Origin of the sequence: Glutamicibacter sp. HZAU (assembly GCF_004100365.1) — a bacterium.
Taxonomy (GTDB): Bacteria; Actinomycetota; Actinomycetes; order Actinomycetales; family Micrococcaceae; genus Glutamicibacter; species Glutamicibacter nicotianae.
This window is the reverse complement of record NZ_SCKZ01000003.1, coordinates 1-17680: the sequence shown is the minus strand read 5'-3', so window position 1 is coordinate 17680 and position 17680 is coordinate 1. Positions and strand designations below refer to the sequence as shown.

Sequence of the window (17680 nt, the reverse complement as noted above, 5' to 3'; positions counted from 1 at the left end):
TAATCCGCTCATCATTGGTTCCCTGCACGGAACAGACCCTCAATGAACCGCGCTGCCAGTGATTGGAGCTGGACGCCCGATGCCTTCACGCTTCACGGAAGGAACCCATGAATTTCGAGATCATCGGCGGCTATAGCGGAACCGGCTTCGCGTCGGCGGAACCTTCACGCGCGCTGATCCGACGGCATCAGCAATTAGCTGCGAGTGCGGCTGCGCCAAACGAGCAGCACATAGTGGCGGATCATCGCAACGAAGACCACTGCCCACACCAGCACAGCGGCGATCAGCGACCCGTGCCCTATGCTTTCCACCACCGGCAACGAGTCGACCCTTCCAAGGTTGATCGAGGCGACTGCGAACATTCCGACAGGGAAGACGATTGACCATAGCGTGGGCATATACGCCAGCGGAACTCGGTTCACCACATGCCGCCACACCCCAGCACCCACCAGGATCGGAATCAGCCAGAGGCAGTAGCTCCAGAAAGCCGCCACTGTCCCGGCAATCAGCGCACGGGTGGCATCAACCATTGGCGTGGATTCCATGCCGACAATCTTGCTGCCCGCGACAACGGCTATGGCCATGGCTCCCATGGCCACCCAATACGGTAGTTCGAATTCTTTCGGAGTCATCCCGAAGTAAACGATCCGCAGCAGCACCAGCACGGCGATGCCGGCATAGAGCGCGACACCGACCGACCAGGTCATCACGGCCAGCAACCCGATCAGGGATTGCCCGTTCGCAACATGCGGCTGGATAACGCTCAGGCCGATGGCCAAGGATTGGCTGGCCACCGCCCAGATGAACCAGGTGCCGTTGACCCGGGAGAGGATCGGCTTTCCGTCCCGGCTCAGGAAGACCTGCCACGGCAGCACGTAGCCGAAGATGAACCAGAGAATGGCGGCCAGGGCCACGAGCACCGTGGAGATCGCGCTGAACCCTTCCGCGCCCAACCGCACCGCGAGAACATCGGTGCCGGCAACGACGGTGAAGTACCCGAAGGCCATTTCCGGTCGGCGAAGTTCAGCCCTCATGGCTCCGCTGAAGGCAATTGCCCGCCAGATGTACAGCACCCACAGCACTGCATACGACAGCACGGCAATCACCAGCAGGATCCCGGAGAGCAGGTCCCATCCGGCTTCGTGAAGGCCAATGGAAACAATGCCAGTGCCCATCGTCAGGGCGAAATACCCTGGCGACAGGTTCTCCAGGATCTCACGGAAAACCCGAGGTCTGGAGGGTGCCGTTTCATGCTGGGTTTGCCGTTCGTCCATGCCTCCAGCGTACGACTGTTGCCTCAGCGAGGCGCAATTACATGATCTGGCAAGGGCTCAGAGCCACTCCCCGAGCTGCCTGCCGGAGACCTCCGCCAGCCACATTTGCCACAGCGGTCCGAAGCTCACCCGGCGAACTCCCAGCTCTCGCAAGGCCGCCAAGTCTCCGGCGGCGTGCGCCGTGACCGGGTGGGCAGTGACATTCACCGGAATTCCAACCGATTGCACGGCCTGCCTTACCTGATCCGCATCGGCCAGCGCCACCGGATACACGCTGCGCGCACCGGCCTGCTCCATCAGCTTGATGCGCTCGATAGCCTCACCCAGCGGGTCGGCGAACTTGTCGGCCAGCTTCACAGCATCGGTGCGTCCGTTGATCACGAAGTCGATGCCAGCAGCATCCGCCGCTTGGCGGACGCCGTGGATGTAGTCCGCATGCTCCTGGCGTTCGCGCACACGGCCTCCTTCCCGATGGAGGACATCTTCGATATTCACTCCAACTGCACCCGCTGCGGCGACGCGTTCGAAGAGTTCTTTGGGGTCCAGTCCGTAGCCGGACTCGACGTCGGCGCTGACCGGCACATCGACGCTGCTGGTGATGCGTTGCACCACAGCCAAGTAGTCTGCGAAGTCCATCTGCTCGCCGTCAGCGCTGCCTATGGAATCGGCGACCGGATGGCTGCCGATGGTCAGGGATTCGAACCCGGCTTCCACCGCCACCTTGGCGCTGAAGGTATCCCACACGGTGGGCATGACCAGCAACTTCCCTGAAGCATGCTGCTGGGCGAGGTTCTGGGCAAGAGCTGAAATATCAGACAAGGAGATCTCCTAACGTCGTGGCGGATTGCGCCCAGTCTACGGCTCCAGGCCCCCTAGCGAAACAACCGCAAGATGAACTCCCAGCTTTCCCCCATTCGGCCCGAAATCAAGCGCTATTTCGCTTCCCTCGCTGCTTGCCGGCTAGTGGTTTCACCATAATCAGGCAGGGCGTTTCGGGTCCCCAGAGGTCAGTTTCCTCCAGCGGCAGGAATCCCTGGCTTTCATAGAACCGACGAGTCTTCGCATAGCCTGCATCCGGGTGCGAAGGCCCCAAGGTCTTGACCTGCAGCAGCTGAACTCCCTCGGCGAGCGCGTCGGATTCGAGAGCAGCACACAAGACCGACCCGATTCCGCTGCTGTGGTGCTCGCGGTCGACCACCATTAGATGGATCTCGATGCTGTGGGCGTAGTGCCGGTCGACCAAGAGAACACCGAGTACCGTGCCGGCGGCATTGCGCACGGTCCAGGTTTCCTTGCTCCGCGCGGCTTGGATGTACTCCGCGTTGGATTCAGGTTGGCCAAACCACTCGGGAACAGAGGCAAGCAATCGCGCGACATCATCTGGCACGGCTTGATCCCTGGTTGCTGCGAAAGTCATCGGTTCCACAAGGCCTCCCGAACGTAATGTGATTGTGCTAGCTTGCCGGAGTCATGATTTCCAGTCGATTCCCGAATCCGTCACGCGCGTGGAACCGCAGATATCCTTCAAAGGTTTCACGCTCAGCCCAAGACAGTTCATAGCCCATGGAGCCGATGCGTTCAGCGAGAGTTTCCAGCTCATGGATTGAGTCGCAAACTAATCCCGGATGCGCTTTCTTGGCCGGTACAAAGGGATCGTCTACGCCAAGATGGATTTCCGCCACCACGGCATCCGCTTTGAAAGCACGAAACCAGCATCCTCCCCTTCCGGCGAGGGAGGCAGGCTTGGGAACTTCGACAAGTCCCAGCGCTTCACCGTAGAATCGTCGAGCTTCAGATTCTTCACCACGTGGCATTGATATCTGAACGTGATGGAGTCTCATTCAGGTTTCCTCGTCTCTAGACATGCTCATCGCAGTACTGCCAATATACCTGCAAGGCGCTTGACCACAGTTAGGTTCGGTGCAATCCGAAGACCAGGGTTTCAACCCGTCCTTTGTTGTTTTCCGGGTCTTCGGTGCGGCGCTCTTCGAGCTTGAAACCGGATTTCTCAAGGACGCGGATGGAAGCTGCATTCCTGGCATCGCACGTTGCGCTGATTCGTTCCAAACCAAGATCTTCGAACCCCAGTCGGAGCAGGTGTCCCACGGCAGCCGTGGCGTATCCGTTGCCCCAGTATTCCCGATTCAGCGTGTAGCCAAGCTCTCCGGCCTTGGCATTCCGGTCGGTTGCCCACACTGACGCAGAACCAATGAGCACATCACCAAGCATGATCGCTCGCAAGCGACGGTGCGGTTGCTCGATTAGTGCATCGGCAAGGAATTTTTGGGTATCGGCCAGCTGGTTAGGGCCCCACGTCGAGTACCGGCACACCAGTGGGTCAGCAGCGAAGTTGTGCACCGCAGACAGGTCTTGAGCACGGAAGTCAGTCAAGCGCAATTCAGGCTCCGTGGTAGTCACGCCGTGGGCTGGCGGATTGTTGCTCATTCGTTTTCTCCTTTGCGGTTCAATTCCTATCAATGCATTGGGGCGGACCCTATCGCTGGGCTGGGGTCGAGTCCAAGCATGTTGCGCAGCTGTTAAGCGGTGTTGAGTTTCATTGCCATTTTTGGAATCGTGGCACCCACGTGCCCTGAACTTGGCATGTCCTCAACCGGAAGGAGAGCCATCGTGCTCGCACTGACCGACCAAGCAGCATCGATCGTGACCGCAATCGTCACCAACCAAGCCGAGGAAGAAACCGCTGGCCTGCGCATCATGCAGGCAGACAGCACCCACCCTGAAGATGCAGCTTTCGGATTGCAGATTGTCCCCGCGCCCGAAAGCACCGATGGCGTGGTGGATACCGAAGGCAGCCCTGTCTATGTGGACGAGGCGATTGCCGACGCACTGGATAGCAAAGTACTCGATGCGGCAGTAGACGAGCAGGGCGGCGTGAGCTTCCAGCTTCTCGAACAGGGTTAATGCCGCACCCTGCCCTTTAGCTTTGGCTGCGGGGGTCGTCCTTCGGGACGGCCCCCGCAGTTCTTTAACAAATTACCTCGGCCAACTGGACGTATATTTTTTCCCGGGCCAGCTGGCTCGCAGCCTTGTATATTGCGGCTCCGTGCGTCATCGTTCAACTAAGGGAAAGGGGAAAACAGTGGAAACGCGCGCGGTACGCAAACATGAATGGGCTACGATTCCGAACGCCATCACGATCATTCGTTTTCTCCTGGTTCTTCCCATCGTTGGCTTTCTGGTGGCCGATACCGAACCGGTGCTGACTTCGGTGCTGCTTCTTGCCTTCGGCCTCAGTGACTGGGTTGACGGGTTTATCGCCCGCAAGTTCAACCAGGTCTCGCAGCTTGGCATCCTGCTGGATCCCATTGCCGATCGCTTGGGCATCGTGGCTATCGCTATCGCGCTGGTAATTAGCGGAGCGATCCCGGTCTGGGTTGGCCTGGCCGTTTTCGTCACTGACCTGGTTCTGCTGTGCACCTATTTCTTCTTGCGCCTTGAATCCCCGCCGGCTTCCACATGGCTGGGAAAGATCCGCACTGCCATCATGATGCTGGGCCTGGCCTGCGTGGCCTTTGGCAGAATCCCCGAATTTACGGTGCTGGCCGCACCGGGCGTAGCCATTTTGGCAGCCGGCACGGTGCTGCATCTATTTGTCGGCTTCGGCTATCTGCGCATTATGCGTGCTTCGGCCAAAACGCAGAGGTCATCGGCCAGCTAGTCACGGCCGTTGTGCTCCATGTCGCCAGCCAGGAGCGTCAATTCCTGCAGCCGGGGCTTCCACAGTGCTGCCCTGCAAGCAGTCAGTTCCCTGAGCTGCGCTGATGCCAGCTCATCCAGTGCACGGATATAGTCGGGGACGATCTCGCGTGGAAGGCGCAGGCCCATGGTCAGATGCGGGGTCCATCTGGGTCCTCGTCCGTCGGGATTCACGGCGCTGATTTCCCGGGCCGCCATTTCCAGGGCGTCGGTCGTTTCCAGCAGCCAGGCAACCGTCTGCTTGCGCTTGGTACCGAAAACAATCGTGCCCACCCGGTGGAAGCAGGCGGGGATGAGATCTGGGAGCAGTTCTGCGGCCCGCTGCGCTACAGCATCGCTCATGCTGGGCGAAAAGGTGATGGTGATATGCGGAGTCTGGTGTTGTGCTGGAAACCCTCGCTTTTCCAGCTGGGCAAAGATTTCCCGCACTTGCTGCTCCTGCTCGGCCGAGAAGCGCAACAGGATGTTATCTGGGGATCTGCTCATCCAGCTATTCCTTTCTCGTGCTGGTCACCGGACGCGTCCATGTACGGGCGCATGACTTCTGGTCCCCTGACGCATGGTAGCTGGCCTCCCCGGTAGGCCTGTAGCCAAGGCTCGTCCAGAACGGTTCTGCTTCGGCGGCGTTAGTATCGACAATCGTTATCCGGCAGGTGGTGATCGACGGATAATCCTGCACCAGCGCGAGTACCTCTTCATGGATCTGCCTCCCCAACCCCTCTGCTTGCCTTGCGCCGTCAATCATGAGCAATCCGATGTGGACCGTGTCCGTTCTCGGCCAGCCGACAATCAGATCAGCGAATCCGACGAGTTCTGCATCCAGCCAAAGGCCAAGATCGATTTTCTGCTCGACCCGCGCCGTCGGCGGCAGGGCGGTCAATGCCTCGATTGCGGCATCAGCTGCGGGAACTGCGCCGGTAACACGTTGCGAATACCCCGGGTTGCTTTCCTTCAACCGCTGCAAGCCGGCGGCCTGTTCGATGGAAAGCCTGGTTACCTGGAGCTGAGAAGACCACTTATCCATGAGCCGTCTCCCCGGTTTTTCCCTTGGCCGCTTCAGCTTCGAAGATCATCAGCGGCTGCTCGCCGTTGAATGGTTCTCGCGTCCAGTCGCCCCAGATAGCGCGAACCTCGAACCCTGCGGCGGAAAGATCTCTACTGATCTGCTCGGCGCTGCGGAAGGCCAACTCCAATTTTTCGACCACTACTTCCTGCGACTGCTCGAACTTGGCGTAGGACAATAGGCGGACGACTCCCGGGCTGCTTTCGTCGGCATCGAACCATTTGGTCAGCGGGCCGAATGGCGTCTGCCGAGTGGCGGCTTCTTCTGCATCCCACTTTTCCCAGGCACGCGTCGACGGGTTCCTGCTTTCAAAAGCCAGCACCGCTCCGGGCCTCGCAGCTTCGCGCAGTTGTTTCAAGGTTCGTTCCCACTGCTGGCCAGGGATGTGCTGGGCGACGTTCCCAGTCATCACCAACAAGTCGAAGGGCCCGCCGTCGATAGCCGAAGAATCGCCGTCGATCCAGGTGACTCTCCCAGCTTCGGGCCGACGCCTGGCGTAGGAAAGCATTATCGGTGAGGGGTCAACGCCTACGACAGTTCTTCGCTCGCCAACAAGCGTTACCGTCAAGAGCCCAGTGCCGCAGCCTAGATCCAGGATCCGTTCGGCTTGGGTTTCAGCCGCAAGTGCACGGTAATAATCATGATCCGGACCATCGGGATTATCCGTGTCGTAGAGTTCCGTGATTCGTGGATCATAGTCGGCCATGCTCACGTGGTCCTCTTCCGTTCTCGGAGTTTTCGGACGAAGTGCGGGGGTGCGCAACAATTCTTGCATTGCCAAGGTGAAGCCGGCCCATTGCCGGTTGCTTCGATGCCGGCATGTACTGACCCGTCAGGCATCCTCCGGTCCGCACCAATCGCCCAATCATTCCTCGCATGGAACTTTGCCCCCGGCAGCTCCTACTAATTAGTAGCCATTCCGGAACAAACTGCATATCCCCAAGCCAACCACATCAATTGTGACCTAGACAACTGCTGATGAATTGGGCATTGTTGGTTCAACAGACGTTCCCCGTCTGCTCGAAAACCCTAATGGAGGAGCTCCATGGCCGAGGCCTACATCATTGATGCGCTGCGTACACCGGTTGGACGCCGGGGGAAATCGCTGGCGCAGATCCATCCACTTGATCTCGCCGCGGCGCCGCTGGGAGAACTGGTGAACCGGAACAATATCGATTCCGAGCAATACGATGAGATCGTCCTCGGCTGCATCGACCAGCTGGGACCCCAGGCCATGGACATTGCCCGCAACGCCTGGCTGGCCGCCGGCCTATCGGAACACGTTCCCGGGACCACGGTGGAACGCCAGTGCGGCTCCGGGCAGCAAGCAGTCTCCTATGCGGCGCAAGCGGTCATGAGCGGCACCAGCGACCTCGTCGTTGCCGGCGGCGTCCAGTCCATGTCCAGCATCCCGCTGTCTCATTCCAATTCCGCCGCCAAGGACTTCGGGTTCCCTGACCCCTACACCGGCTCCAAGCGATGGGCGGCACGCTACGGCGAGCAGAAAATTTCCCAGTTCCGCGGCGCCGAAATGATGGCGGAGCGCTGGGGGCTGGCCCGTACCCAGCTGGAGGACTTTGCCGTGTCTTCCCATGAGCGTGCTTTGAACGCCCAAGCGCAGGGCTACTTCGACCGCGAGATCCTGGCTCTGGATGGCTTGGCCGTCGACGAGGGCCCGCGCCCTGTGGACCGCGCCAAGATGCAATCGCTGGCTCCGATTGTCGACGGCGGAGTGCATACTGCGGCCACCGCATCGCAGATGTCAGATGGAGCCGCGATGCTGCTCATTGCCTCGGAGTCCGCGGTCAAGCGCTATGGGCTCAAGCCCCGCGCCCACATCCACCACATCTCGGCCCGAGGCGATGACCCGGTCATGATGCTTTCAGCACCGATCCGCGCCACCCAGCATGCTCTGGCCCGCGCCGGCATGCGCATCGAGGACATGGACCGCATTGAGATCAACGAGGCCTTCGCCGCGGTGGTCCTGGCCTGGCAGCAGGAAATCGGTGCCGACATGTCCAAGGTCAATGTCAACGGCGGCGCCATCGCCCTGGGCCATCCCATTGGCGCCACCGGCGCACGGCTGATGACCTCCCTGCTGCACGAGCTGGAACGCAGCGATACCCGCTTTGGCCTGCAGACCATGTGCGAAGGCGGTGGCCAGGCCAACGTCACGATCATCGAACGCCTCTAGCCGGCACCGGCTGCAAAGGAAACCACCCATGAGCGCATTGCCCGCCACTACGGCGATGAAACCCAAGGACCAGAACACCATTGGCGCACGGCTGCCCCGCAACCAATCGGGCAAATTGCTCAAACGACAGTTGCGCGCTGAACGCAACCAGGCTTCGGGCGGCGGGCAATGAACCGCGACCCGTGGGCACCTTACGACCTCGCCACCGCGGTGGACGTCGACTATTTGTCCGCTTTCGCGACTGCCACCGACGAGGATCGCAGGCATTGGGCTCGCGCCCGGCAATACGGCAAAGATATCCTGCCTGTCATCAACGAGCACTGGGAGAAAGGGCATTACCCGCTGGATCTGGTCCGGCGCATGGGCGAGCTGGATCTGTTCACCGACGGGCTTCGAATTCCGGGCCATTCCCACTTCTCCCCGCTGGCCGCAGGACTGGTAGCCATGGAGCTGTCTCGTGCCGATGGCTCGATGGCAGCGGCCGCCGCGGTGCAGGGCGGCCTGGTCTTGCGCAGCCTAAAATTCTTCGGCAGCCCCGAACAGCAGGAGCAATATCTGGAACCGGTGGCTTCAGGTAAGCTGCTCGGTGGCTTCGCGCTGACCGAACCTCACCATGGTTCGGACGCTGTGGGCCTGGAATCCAGCGCCCGGCGCGACGGGAAGCACTGGATCATCAATGGGCACAAGAAATGGATCGGCAATGGAGCTGCCGGCGGAATCACCATCGTGTGGGCGCGGGATGTTGCCGATTCACAGGTCAAGGGGTTCATTATCGACCAGCGCACCCCCGGCTACGAGGCCGCTCCGGTGCGTGGCAAGGGCGTGCTGCGCGCCATCGAGCAGGCAGAGATCCGGCTGACGGATGTTCGAGTTCCGGACTCCGCCCGTCTCACCGGGGCGGAATCGTTCAAGGATGTCTCGCGGGCGCTGGTTGATACCCGGGTGAATGTTGGCTGGTCGGCACTGGGCCATGCACAGTTCCTCTTCGAAGCGGCCTTGCAGTACGCCAAGCAGCGCACCCAGTTTGGCAAACCGCTCGCTGCGCACCAGATGATCCAGGAACGCTTGGCGCAGATGCTATCCGCAATCACCAACATGCAGTTGCAGTGTGCCGCTATCGCCGGCATCCAGGCCACCGGCCAGTTGAAGGACACGCAGGCATCATTGCTGAAGTACCACAACACCCGATCTGCCCGCAGGATCGCATCCACCGCGCGCGATCTGCTGGGCGGCAATGGAATCCTGCTGGAAAATCATGTGATTCGCCATGTCGGGGACATCGAGGCGCTGCACACCTACGAGGGAACGGAGTCGGTCCAGGCATTGATTCTCGGCAGGGATCTGACCGGCTTCAGCGCCTTCAGCTAGATCCGCGGAGTACGATAACAATGAATTTTGCGTTACTGCTTGGCCAACGACCGAAGGAATGCCCATGCCATACCTAGTAGATTTCAAGGATGTGTCCATCCAGGGCCTTGAGTCCTCGCCAGTTGCCGATGCACTCGCAGGCTTGCGAGCCAACGAAGCGCGTTATCTGAAGAACAAGTTCGACCATGATTTTGTCGTCGAGCAAGCGGCCGACGCTCAGGACACCATTGCGTGGGTGCACAAGATTCTTGCCGAAGAACGCGACCTGCACATCGCATCCACGCCGCTGCAGGCGACCATCTTCGAGGCGGACGGCGCAAGGCGCGCCTACGTCTTCTACGAGTCAGGCCTGTCCATTAATGTCCTCTACGGCTTGGAACCCGGTGAGAAGCGCGCCGTCGGCTTCAAGCTCAGTGACGGCATGGAGGTGCCAGATGAGCTGCAAGAGAAGTTCAAGTTCGCTCGGCAGAAGTCCAAGCTGGCCGGAACCATCCGCGGCTCCTACTTTGTGATCAAGAACGAATACTGAGCTTTCGAGGATTGGGCTTATCCCCCGCGCTTTAGCGGCTCCTACTGGGCACCCGGCAGCTGGGTGTAGGCGTCCTTGGCGGCCTCGTGCAGGAAATCGGTGGGCCACAACGTGCGCACTTGCGCAGGGAACACGATGTCCTCGATGGCTGTGCCGTTCTGAAGACCTGCGTCCAGGGCCGCTGCGAGCAGCTCGAAGCAGTGCAGTTGCTTGATCACGAATTCCCGGTCCACCGGTTCTCCGTGGCCTGGAACTATTACGTCCCCTGGCTGGATGCGCGCTAGCAGGGATTCAAGCACGCCTGGCCACCCCAGCGGATGGGCACCCGACCCGAACATCGGCGGGCCCGACTGCTCGATGATATCGCCCAGGAACCAGGTCTTGGCATCAGGAATATGGATCGCCAGGTCGGTGTCGGTGTGCCCTTCGCCCAGCGGGATTACCTCGATGTCCCGCCCGCCAAGGCTCAGCGTGCAGCGTTCTTCCAGCAGGTGGCTCGGCGGTGTCAGCTGCACACCCTCCCAATCCAAGTCGGGTTCGAGTTCCGGCGAGCGCCGAACCATCTCAAGACGGGGCTTCTCGAATTGCTCGAAATGCGCGGGGATCCGGCGATGGCCGTAGATCGGGATTCCCTGCTGGGCAAAGAGCTGATTGCCGAAGGTGTGGTCGTAGTGGGCGTGCGTGTTGATCACCGCAACGATTGGAAGACCAAACTGCGCTGTGGCATCGTCGATGATTTCTTGTGCCTCGCGTGCGTTATTGCGGGTATCGATAATCGTCACGCCGTGTCCGCCGAGCACCGCACCAACGGAAATATCCAACGGATCATAACGCCGCTGGAATACTCCCGGGGCTACCTGGTTCCAGTGTCCTTCAACCATCATCTGCCGTCCTGCCGGTTCTGCTTGGCTAGAGTCCTGCCTTCAGCAACTGTTTCCAGCGCTGCGGCATGGGTGCCTCGACCACCAGTTCCTGGCCATCGGGCTTCGGAATCACCAGCTTAGTCGCATGCAAGAACAGCCCGCGGCCTCCTAGCTGTTCAACACGGCGATTGAACTTCGCAAAACCATACCGGTCATCACCGGCAATCGGATGCCCTTGGCTTTGCAGGTGGACACGGATCTGGTGCTTGCGTCCGGTCATCAGTTGCACATCCAAGATGGTGGCGCGCTGTCCTACGCGTTGCCTGACCACGACGCGGGTCTCGGCTCGTTGCCCGTGCGGGTCAACCACCACCTTGTCGGCGCGGCGCAGCAGCGGCGCGTGGATCGATTCGATGTCCTGCTTCCAGTGCCCTGCCACGAGCGCCAGGTAGTGGCGTTCAATTTCGTCTTCCCGGTCCCGGAGCAACTCATGCAGATAGCGCAGCATGCTTGGGGTCTTCGCCAGCACCAGCAGCCCTGAAGTGTCGCGATCCAGACGGTGAGTCAATTCCAGATCCGGCAGATCCGGGCGCAACTGGCGGAAAACTTCGATCACGCCCGAAGGATTATCGGTACCCTGGTGCACGGCGATGCCGGCAGGCTTGTCGATGACCAGCACGTCGTGGTCTTCATGCACCACGGTGTTGCGCAGCCGCCTGACCAAGTACTCCGGGACGTCGGGTTCTGGTGCCCGGCCCGGTGCCGCAAGTAGCGCCGGCAGGGTAATCTTGTCATTTTCGGCCAGCCGGTAGCCTTCTTGGACTTTCTTGCCGTTCACGCGCAAGTGCCCCTTGCGCATGAGCCGGAACAGTTCTCCTGCCGGGACCGTTTTGAGCCGGGATCTCAGGAACTTTTCGATGCGCCGGCCTGCATGCTCGCCGTCGATGACAATGGTGCGCGCCTGGGAATCAGACCGCACTTCTGCCGCTGGATGCTGGAAGACTCCAGGCAAGAACTATCACTCCATTTAGGGGCCACATCCATGAGTGGATCATGGCATCGCCGTTCACGGCGGGTCATTTTCAAGGGACTTCCGGGAGCTGCCGCCCCGATTCGGCCAACCTTCATCGTACCCCGTGGCAACTATCCGGTACGAGCGAATTAGCAGTGATGAGGACTGAACTCACAGAATCTTCAGGAGCTATCAGGCCGTGATGAACATGGCGCGGAGCAATCGCCGATCCTGGCGGCCCTTTGAAATAGCACAAAGGATGCCGGTCCAATAGTCGCCTGGCTTCTTCTCGATGACTAGGCTGGGTTCATGGCAACAGTAATACTTGTACGGCACGGACGTACCACCGCCAATGCCACCGGCGTACTGGCTGGACGCACGCCCTCCGTGTTCCTCGACGATACTGGGGAAGAACAGGCGATGCGCACTGGCGAGCGGTTAGCGGCAATCCCCCTGGCTGGCATCGTCTCAAGCCCGCTGGAACGCTGCGTGCAGACAGCGGAATTCGCCATGCAAGAGCAAAGCAAAGCCGCACAATTGCTGATTGAGCCAGAACTCTCGGAATGCGACTACGGCCTGTGGCAGGGCCGCAAGCTGCAGGACTTGGCTGCAGAGGAACTTTGGAAAACAGTGCAGTCCGCGCCGTCAGCGGTGACCTTCCCGGGCGGGGAATCCATGGCCGGAATGCAATCCCGGGCTGTAGCAGCCATCAGGCGCCATGACGCGGCGATCGGAGCCGAGCATGGTGCTGAAGCAGTCTGGGCGGCATTCAGCCATGGCGATATCATCAAGTCGGTACTGGCTGACGCGCTGGGCATGCATTTGGATCTGTTCCAACGCATTAACGTAGGTCCGGCGTCCGCATCGATTGTGCACTACGGGTCCGGCGCGCCCCGCGTGTACTCCATCAACACCGACGCCGGAGACCTCTCGTGGCTAGCCCCCGGCCTCAAGACAACCGATGCCCCGGTCGGCGGCGGAGCAGGACACTAAGGAGACTGGAATGACGGCAACAGTCAACGAATTCAACTGGCCGGATCGCGTAGTCATCGGCACCATCGGCGTGCCCGGGTCCCGAACCTTCTACCTGCAGGCAAGAGCCGGCTCGGAGCTTTCCAGCATCGCCTTGGAAAAGCAGCAAGCCGCAGTGGTTGCAGAGATGATTGACGAGATCCTGGATCAGCTTTCCACCGTCAAGGGCAACCCTTTCAACGTTCCCGAACATACCCCGGTGGAACTGGTCGACAACGATCCGCTGGAAGAAGTGAACGAATCATTCCGCGTCGGATCCATGAATCTCGGATGGGACGCAACCGTAGCGCAGGTAGTTCTGGAAGCTTTCTCCCTGAATGCCGAAGATGACGAGAACTTCGATCCGGATGGACCGGGCGCAGTCATGCGCGTGCGCATGCCCGTAGGCACCGCACGCGCTTTCGCGATGCGCACCCACGAGATCGTGGCCGCTGGACGGCCGATGTGCGCCAACTGCGGTTATCCGATTGATCCGGATGGGCATACCTGCAGGGACGAGAACGGACAGTGAATGCGCCCGATCTGCTGACTGCGCAGCTGGAACTGACCGGCCGCATCACCACCGCTTCCAACGCGACGTTCTTGGGCAGCATCGGTGAAAACAGCGTTGTCTACAAGCCCATAGCTGGAGAGAAACCCCTTTGGGATTTTCCCCATGGATCGCTGGCCTACCGCGAGGTTGCCGCCTTCCGAGTATCTGAAGCCCTGGGCTGGAACCTCGTCCCCCAGACGTGGCTGCGCGACGGGCGATTCGGCGAAGGCATGGTGCAGCTATGGCAAGACATTGATCGGGAACAGCACCCAGTAGACATCGTAGCCGCGGACAAGGTGCCTGAAGACGGCTGGAAGACCGTCCTGCACGGAGAGGACGAATCGGGTCATCAGATGGCTCTGCTTCACGAAGATACTCCTGCACTGCGACGCATGGCGGTCTTCGATGTGCTGGTCAACAATGCCGACCGCAAAGGCGATCACGTGCTAGCCATGCCAGATGGCCACCGCTACGGTGTCGACCACGGCCTCTGCTTCAATGAAGAGCACAAACTGCGCACCGTGCTTTGGGGATGGGTTGGCCAGCCGCTGACCGACGACGAACTGGCCGGTGTCCAGAGGGTCAGCGATGCGCTGGACGCGGATCTTGGGCAAGAACTGGCCGCGTTGTTGACCGGTGAAGAAATCGCCGCGCTCGCCGACCGTTGCACGGATCTGCTCAGTGAAGGGCGATTCCCTGCGCATCGCGGGCAGATGCCTGCCGTGCCCTGGCCGCTTTTCTAGCACTCAGTTTTCTGTTGACCGCAGGACAGCCTGCAAGCCATTCTAGGAGTCGGATAGCAAAGGACAGGTCGCGCATGGGAACGGTCAAGGCAAACAAGGTAGACCTCGGTGTCGAATCCTTCGGAAACGAAAACGATCCATTGATTCTCCTCATTGGCGGCACCACCATGCTTGCCTGGCCCGAGGCCCTATGCGAGGCATTGGCTGCTGGTGGGCGCCATGTGGTGCGCTACGACCTTCGGGATTGCGGAGAATCAACCGCTGGGAACCCGATGAAACCCGCCTACAACCTGCGTGATTTAGCTGCCGATGCCGCGGCATTGGCTGAACTGCTGAATGACCGTCCAGCACATGTGGCGGGTATCGGGGTCAGCGGGATGATCGCCCAGGTGGCGGCGCTGGATTATCCTGAAAAGTTTAGCGCCCTGACATTGGTTGGCACACGGCCGGTAGCGCCAGGACCGGTGGACAAGGATCTGCCAGACCATGACCAAGCAACCATGGGCAAGCTGTTCTCCCGCCCCATGCCAGATTGGGCAGACCGCGAGTCCGTTGCCCAGCACTCCGCCGAGGGCTCCCAAATCCTTGGCAACGATCCGGAAGCCGCCCTGGATCTGGCCTCCCGCATCTGGGACCGTACGGCGAGCGCAGAGCCAGAAGTCCACATGGCAAACCAGATCGGGATTGTCTTTTCCAAGTTGGACTGCACTCCACGTTGGCGCGAACGGCTTCCCGAGTTAGCTATCCCCACACTGGTCGTACACGGAGCCAAGGATCCGTTCTTCCCCGTCGGCAATGGCGAAGCGCTGGCCAGGGAGATACCGAACGCTTCCTTGCTCGTGCTTGAAAACGCTTCGACTGCCATACCGACTTCTGCCTTCTCCCAGGTTGCTGATTCAATGCTGCACCTGTAGGCAAGCAGCGATTCGAGCACTAGCCACAGGCCAATATAGACTTTCCTCATGGATCATCGACCGCCCCGGACGCCAGGCGAAGAACTTAGGCCCGCGGAACTAGAGCTGCTGGCTTTGCTCTGCAGCGGCACAGATGCTGAATCGGCTCTAGCCCGGCAGCAGTTGGAGTTTGCACGTTGGGGCGGCTACGAGTTCGAGGACTGCGAGTGCTTCTTGATTTCGTTCATTAGCAAGCGGGATTGCCGCAGTATCCGGCATGGCGGTGGCCCGTTCTCCACCGTTGACGTTGGAAAGGGTGGAGAACACCTTGGGCAACTGGCTCTTTGGGTTGTTGACGGATACCTTCACTCGGTGGATTACATGCCTTTTGAAGATGACCCCGGGCACCTGCCAACTTCCGAAAATTACACGTTGGAATTCGTCGGACGGAACTAACCTTCTCGACAAGGCTTGGCCGGCACGAGCCTGATAACTCTATTGTCCGGCGCTTCGCTTCGGTAGTAGTATTCGTGGCACATATTCAGGCCTTCGAGAGGATTCGCCATGTCATTCCAGGCCTATCTGGACACCATCGAGAAAAAGACCGGACTTACTCCGCGCCAGCTAGTCGGTATCGCCCACGAAAAAGGACTAGACCAGGAAGGTGTCAAAGCCGGGGAAATCCTGGCTTGGCTCAAGGATGACTACGAACTGGGAAGAGGACATGGCATGGCATTGGTACATGTCATCCAGAAGGGACCTGGCGTCTCCAGCAAACATGTTGGATCCGGCGGCACGCACAACGACGAATCAGATGTGCTGTGGCTCGACGGCATCGCGACGAAGCCGTCCAAATGAGCCAAACGCGAAAGCTAAAGGTCCTGATCGCCAGGCGTCGTTCCGGACTCCTCCCGTTGGTCGCGAACTGCAGAAACTGCTGAAACGGCCATTGCAATCGCGATTGCGATCCAAAAACTGTCAAGCGCTTCAAGCACTGGCCTACCTGAAATGAGGCAATAGGCCGCAAGGAACAAGGCCAGACCCGCGACCGAGACGCCGAGGGACACCGCGACTCGTTTCCAGGCAGTTTTGGAAAGCCTCCGCATTAGTTCTCCAATCATTTTCTCTATATCGTGGATCATTTCAGATTCTGCGGGATGAGGCACTGGGCGCTTCCACGTTCGAATGCTGAATGCATTAGCCGAAATTCCCGGGAAGGGTTCGGCCTCTGCCCGTCCGGCCGAGGCTCGGTCTGGACTCGATCATCAAGAAGATGATCGTTGAGCTATCAGGGCCCAGGTCAACTGATTGGTCCGGCAAACGAAAACTGCATACGAAAGACAGGCCGTATCCGTTGCGGGAAGCGTCGGGTTGGACCACACTTGGGGCATGGGCCACTTTCGGACTCCTCAAGTTGTTCTATTCACGCGTGATATCGACCGCGCGACAGCATTCTATGGGGCGCTGGGCTTTCGGGAAGTGTTCCGCACGCCCGAAGCGGGAACGCCAATCCATGTTGACCTCGCCCTCGATGGGTACAGGCTCGGCCTAGCCACCGAAAGCAGCACCCGCAAAGACCATGGGCTCAGCCCGGTCGCCGACGGCCAGCGCGCCGCGGTGATACTTTGGACCGATGATGTCCCGGCAGGCTATGACCGTCTCATCGGCTTCGGTGCGAAGCCTATTAAGGTTCCGTCTCCATGGCTCGATCGCTTGCTCATCGCGTGGGTCGAGGATCCGGACGGGCACCTCGTACAGATTGTGCAGCACCATATCCAGCCACAGGACACTGTGCACATTCCTACGCGTTGACCACGAACGCCACATGACTGGGGCACAAGCCGTTCCCAGGGTCAGCGAGTCACGTGTTCCTCGTCTTCGGGCGTGATGATCATGCCTTCGTGGGTCACAGTCGCACCGAGCATCTTGCCGCGATGGTCAAGGAAGATGACATCGACATCGCCCAGCTCGGTCCATTGCTCGTTGTTCCCGGCTTCTGGGAAGAAGCAACCGAGGCTTTCGATTGCTCGAATGATGCCCCTGTCGTATGCGTAGCTGCGCTTTATTACGGTTGGGCGACCCCGCTCGTAATAGCCATAGCCTGGCCCGACACCTACCGTTCGCTTCGAATCGAGGTGCGCCAGCAGTTCCAGGAGCGGATGCCCTTCGTCTCCATCGTTGAAAACGAACTCGATGCGAGTGGCCAGCGGCCGCATCGAGCGCATCCATGCGGATTGATCAGCAAACGAAAGTATGGTCATCACCTCAACGTAGCAAAAAATGGGCTGGTTCCGTCGCAGAAGCTCCACTCCCACCCTCACGAAGCGGTCTGGCTTTAATTTCAAGCTGTTTTCTCTCAGGACATCGGTAACAGTTCTGCCTCAGGACATCGGTAACACTTCAACATTTAAAGTGGTGACACTTCTCCCCGGGATTTAACGCCCCGAAGTACACAGCCCG

At 59.8% G+C, this 17680-nt stretch carries 25 protein-coding genes; 12 read left to right on the top strand and 13 right to left on the bottom strand.

Features of this window, described 5'->3' with window-relative positions; genetic code table 11:
- Window positions 1–194 precede the first annotated feature (194 nt).
- The 5 genes from EKH49_RS04825 to EKH49_RS04805 all read right to left on the bottom strand — a co-directional run bounded on the left by EKH49_RS04825 (window position 195) and on the right by EKH49_RS04805 (window position 3719).
- Window positions 195–1274 carry a tellurite resistance/C4-dicarboxylate transporter family protein gene (locus tag EKH49_RS04825; RefSeq protein WP_128469939.1) on the bottom strand — a complete coding sequence of 360 codons (1080 nt, stop codon included), beginning with the start codon at window positions 1272–1274 and terminating at the stop codon, window positions 195–197.
- 57 nt (window positions 1275–1331) lie between these two features.
- Window positions 1332–2093 carry an isocitrate lyase/PEP mutase family protein gene (locus EKH49_RS04820; RefSeq protein WP_066140563.1) on the bottom strand — a complete coding sequence of 254 codons (762 nt, stop codon included), beginning with the start codon at window positions 2091–2093 and terminating at the stop codon, window positions 1332–1334.
- A 106-nt stretch (window positions 2094–2199) separates the two neighbouring features.
- A complete protein-coding gene (locus tag EKH49_RS04815; protein WP_128469938.1) occupies window positions 2200–2691 on the bottom strand; it encodes a GNAT family N-acetyltransferase in 492 nt (163 codons plus the stop codon).
- 37 nt (window positions 2692–2728) lie between these two features.
- Complete coding sequence (locus EKH49_RS04810) at window positions 2729–3115, bottom strand: VOC family protein (RefSeq protein WP_128469937.1); 387 nt, start codon at window positions 3113–3115, stop codon at window positions 2729–2731.
- A gap of 70 nt (window positions 3116–3185) precedes the next feature.
- Complete coding sequence (locus EKH49_RS04805; protein ID WP_128469936.1) at window positions 3186–3719, bottom strand: GNAT family N-acetyltransferase; 534 nt, start codon at window positions 3717–3719, stop codon at window positions 3186–3188.
- Between the two features lie 183 nt (window positions 3720–3902).
- Here EKH49_RS04805 and EKH49_RS04800 point away from each other — a divergent pair, with 183 nt between their 5' ends.
- Together EKH49_RS04800 and EKH49_RS04795 are read left to right on the top strand one after the other, a co-directional pair.
- The gene (locus EKH49_RS04800) at window positions 3903–4196 is read left to right on the top strand and encodes a hypothetical protein (protein WP_038990641.1); all 294 of its coding nucleotides are present in this window, start codon (window positions 3903–3905) and stop codon (window positions 4194–4196) included.
- 22 nt (window positions 4197–4218) lie between these two features.
- Window positions 4219–4953, top strand: coding sequence for a CDP-alcohol phosphatidyltransferase family protein (locus tag EKH49_RS04795; protein WP_236641040.1), 735 nt, complete (start codon window positions 4219–4221; stop codon window positions 4951–4953).
- Here the strand turns inward: EKH49_RS04795 and EKH49_RS04790 are convergent.
- From EKH49_RS04790 to EKH49_RS04780, 3 genes are read right to left on the bottom strand one after another with little or no spacing between them, the layout of a single operon-like run.
- Window positions 4950–5477, bottom strand: a complete 528-nt coding sequence (locus tag EKH49_RS04790; protein ID WP_038990643.1) for a 2'-5' RNA ligase family protein — start codon at window positions 5475–5477, stop codon at window positions 4950–4952. The genes EKH49_RS04795 and EKH49_RS04790 overlap by 4 nt on opposite strands.
- A gap of 4 nt (window positions 5478–5481) precedes the next feature.
- Window positions 5482–6015 (bottom strand): GNAT family N-acetyltransferase, encoded by a 534-nt coding sequence (locus EKH49_RS04785; RefSeq protein ID WP_128469935.1) that lies wholly within the window; start codon window positions 6013–6015, stop codon window positions 5482–5484.
- The gene (locus EKH49_RS04780) at window positions 6008–6760 is read right to left on the bottom strand and encodes a class I SAM-dependent methyltransferase (RefSeq protein ID WP_128469934.1); all 753 of its coding nucleotides are present in this window, start codon (window positions 6758–6760) and stop codon (window positions 6008–6010) included. Before EKH49_RS04780 ends, EKH49_RS04785 begins: the two co-directional genes overlap by 8 nt.
- Before the next feature lie 339 nt (window positions 6761–7099).
- Here EKH49_RS04780 and EKH49_RS04775 point away from each other — a divergent pair, with 339 nt between their 5' ends.
- From EKH49_RS04775 to EKH49_RS04765, 4 genes are all read left to right on the top strand, one after another.
- Window positions 7100–8248, top strand: a complete 1149-nt coding sequence (locus EKH49_RS04775) for an acetyl-CoA C-acetyltransferase (protein ID WP_128469933.1) — start codon at window positions 7100–7102, stop codon at window positions 8246–8248.
- A 28-nt stretch (window positions 8249–8276) separates the two neighbouring features.
- A complete protein-coding gene (locus tag EKH49_RS16525; protein WP_161567448.1) occupies window positions 8277–8420 on the top strand; it encodes a hypothetical protein in 144 nt (47 codons plus the stop codon).
- On the top strand, window positions 8417–9616 hold the full coding sequence (locus tag EKH49_RS04770; RefSeq protein WP_128469932.1) for an acyl-CoA dehydrogenase family protein: 1200 nt from the start codon (window positions 8417–8419) through the stop codon (window positions 9614–9616). The genes EKH49_RS16525 and EKH49_RS04770 overlap by 4 nt, the downstream gene beginning before the upstream one ends.
- A gap of 64 nt (window positions 9617–9680) precedes the next feature.
- Window positions 9681–10145: a phage tail protein gene (locus tag EKH49_RS04765; protein ID WP_128469931.1), complete on the top strand. Its 465-nt coding sequence runs from the start codon at window positions 9681–9683 to the stop codon at window positions 10143–10145.
- Between the two features lie 41 nt (window positions 10146–10186).
- Here EKH49_RS04765 and EKH49_RS04760 read toward each other — a convergent pair whose 3' ends face one another.
- Window positions 10187–11029: an MBL fold metallo-hydrolase gene (locus EKH49_RS04760; RefSeq protein ID WP_128469930.1), complete on the bottom strand. Its 843-nt coding sequence runs from the start codon at window positions 11027–11029 to the stop codon at window positions 10187–10189.
- 25 nt (window positions 11030–11054) lie between these two features.
- On the bottom strand, window positions 11055–12020 hold the full coding sequence (locus EKH49_RS04755; RefSeq protein WP_128469929.1) for an RluA family pseudouridine synthase: 966 nt from the start codon (window positions 12018–12020) through the stop codon (window positions 11055–11057).
- Between the two features lie 309 nt (window positions 12021–12329).
- Between EKH49_RS04755 and EKH49_RS04750 the strand changes: the two genes are divergently transcribed.
- The 4 genes from EKH49_RS04750 (at window position 12330) to EKH49_RS04735 (ending at window position 15241) form a co-directional block, all read left to right on the top strand.
- The gene (locus EKH49_RS04750) at window positions 12330–13013 is read left to right on the top strand and encodes an MSMEG_4193 family putative phosphomutase (protein WP_128469928.1); all 684 of its coding nucleotides are present in this window, start codon (window positions 12330–12332) and stop codon (window positions 13011–13013) included.
- A gap of 10 nt (window positions 13014–13023) precedes the next feature.
- Window positions 13024–13563, top strand: coding sequence for a DUF3090 domain-containing protein (locus tag EKH49_RS04745; RefSeq protein ID WP_128469927.1), 540 nt, complete (start codon window positions 13024–13026; stop codon window positions 13561–13563).
- A complete protein-coding gene (locus tag EKH49_RS04740; RefSeq protein WP_128469926.1) occupies window positions 13560–14327 on the top strand; it encodes an SCO1664 family protein in 768 nt (255 codons plus the stop codon). The genes EKH49_RS04745 and EKH49_RS04740 overlap by 4 nt, the downstream gene beginning before the upstream one ends.
- A gap of 74 nt (window positions 14328–14401) precedes the next feature.
- The gene (locus tag EKH49_RS04735) at window positions 14402–15241 is read left to right on the top strand and encodes an alpha/beta fold hydrolase (RefSeq protein ID WP_128469925.1); all 840 of its coding nucleotides are present in this window, start codon (window positions 14402–14404) and stop codon (window positions 15239–15241) included.
- 147 nt (window positions 15242–15388) lie between these two features.
- On the opposite strand, the gene EKH49_RS04730 is transcribed toward EKH49_RS04735, so the two are convergent.
- The gene (locus EKH49_RS04730; RefSeq protein WP_128469924.1) at window positions 15389–15589 is read right to left on the bottom strand and encodes a hypothetical protein; all 201 of its coding nucleotides are present in this window, start codon (window positions 15587–15589) and stop codon (window positions 15389–15391) included.
- Window positions 15590–15784: 195 nt separating this feature from the next.
- On the opposite strand from EKH49_RS04730, the gene EKH49_RS04725 reads away from it, so the two are divergent.
- Complete coding sequence (locus tag EKH49_RS04725) at window positions 15785–16078, top strand: DUF4287 domain-containing protein (protein ID WP_128469923.1); 294 nt, start codon at window positions 15785–15787, stop codon at window positions 16076–16078.
- A 14-nt stretch (window positions 16079–16092) separates the two neighbouring features.
- On the opposite strand, the gene EKH49_RS04720 is transcribed toward EKH49_RS04725, so the two are convergent.
- A complete protein-coding gene (locus EKH49_RS04720) occupies window positions 16093–16386 on the bottom strand; it encodes a hypothetical protein (RefSeq protein ID WP_128469922.1) in 294 nt (97 codons plus the stop codon).
- A 223-nt stretch (window positions 16387–16609) separates the two neighbouring features.
- Between EKH49_RS04720 and EKH49_RS04715 the strand changes: the two genes are divergently transcribed.
- Window positions 16610–17032 (top strand): VOC family protein, encoded by a 423-nt coding sequence (locus tag EKH49_RS04715; RefSeq protein WP_128469921.1) that lies wholly within the window; start codon window positions 16610–16612, stop codon window positions 17030–17032.
- A 41-nt stretch (window positions 17033–17073) separates the two neighbouring features.
- Here the strand turns inward: EKH49_RS04715 and EKH49_RS04710 are convergent, their stop codons facing one another.
- Complete coding sequence (locus EKH49_RS04710; protein ID WP_128469920.1) at window positions 17074–17565, bottom strand: hypothetical protein; 492 nt, start codon at window positions 17563–17565, stop codon at window positions 17074–17076.
- Window positions 17566–17680 lie beyond the last annotated feature (115 nt).

Bases quoted from the DNA above. Each gene is read 5' to 3' on its own strand.
- EKH49_RS04825 (WP_128469939.1), bottom strand. From the start codon at position 1,274: ATGGACGAACGGCAAACCCAGCATGAAACGGCACCCTCCAGACCTCGG.
- EKH49_RS04815 (WP_128469938.1), bottom strand. From the start codon at position 2,691: ATGACTTTCGCAGCAACCAGGGATCAAGCCGTGCCAGATGATGTCGCG.
- EKH49_RS04810 (WP_128469937.1), bottom strand. From the start codon at position 3,115: ATGAGACTCCATCACGTTCAGATATCAATGCCACGTGGTGAAGAATCT.
- EKH49_RS04805 (WP_128469936.1), bottom strand. From the start codon at position 3,719: ATGAGCAACAATCCGCCAGCCCACGGCGTGACTACCACGGAGCCTGAA.
- EKH49_RS04790 (WP_038990643.1), bottom strand. From the start codon at position 5,477: ATGAGCAGATCCCCAGATAACATCCTGTTGCGCTTCTCGGCCGAGCAG.
- EKH49_RS04785 (WP_128469935.1), bottom strand. From the start codon at position 6,015: ATGGATAAGTGGTCTTCTCAGCTCCAGGTAACCAGGCTTTCCATCGAA.
- EKH49_RS04780 (WP_128469934.1), bottom strand. From the start codon at position 6,760: ATGGCCGACTATGATCCACGAATCACGGAACTCTACGACACGGATAAT.
- EKH49_RS04775 (WP_128469933.1), top strand. From the start codon at position 7,100: ATGGCCGAGGCCTACATCATTGATGCGCTGCGTACACCGGTTGGACGC.
- EKH49_RS16525 (WP_161567448.1), top strand. From the start codon at position 8,277: ATGAGCGCATTGCCCGCCACTACGGCGATGAAACCCAAGGACCAGAAC.
- EKH49_RS04770 (WP_128469932.1), top strand. From the start codon at position 8,417: ATGAACCGCGACCCGTGGGCACCTTACGACCTCGCCACCGCGGTGGAC.
- EKH49_RS04765 (WP_128469931.1), top strand. From the start codon at position 9,681: ATGCCATACCTAGTAGATTTCAAGGATGTGTCCATCCAGGGCCTTGAG.
- EKH49_RS04760 (WP_128469930.1), bottom strand. From the start codon at position 11,029: ATGATGGTTGAAGGACACTGGAACCAGGTAGCCCCGGGAGTATTCCAG.
- EKH49_RS04750 (WP_128469928.1), top strand. From the start codon at position 12,330: ATGGCAACAGTAATACTTGTACGGCACGGACGTACCACCGCCAATGCC.
- EKH49_RS04745 (WP_128469927.1), top strand. From the start codon at position 13,024: ATGACGGCAACAGTCAACGAATTCAACTGGCCGGATCGCGTAGTCATC.
- EKH49_RS04735 (WP_128469925.1), top strand. From the start codon at position 14,402: ATGGGAACGGTCAAGGCAAACAAGGTAGACCTCGGTGTCGAATCCTTC.
- EKH49_RS04725 (WP_128469923.1), top strand. From the start codon at position 15,785: ATGTCATTCCAGGCCTATCTGGACACCATCGAGAAAAAGACCGGACTT.
- EKH49_RS04715 (WP_128469921.1), top strand. From the start codon at position 16,610: ATGGGCCACTTTCGGACTCCTCAAGTTGTTCTATTCACGCGTGATATC.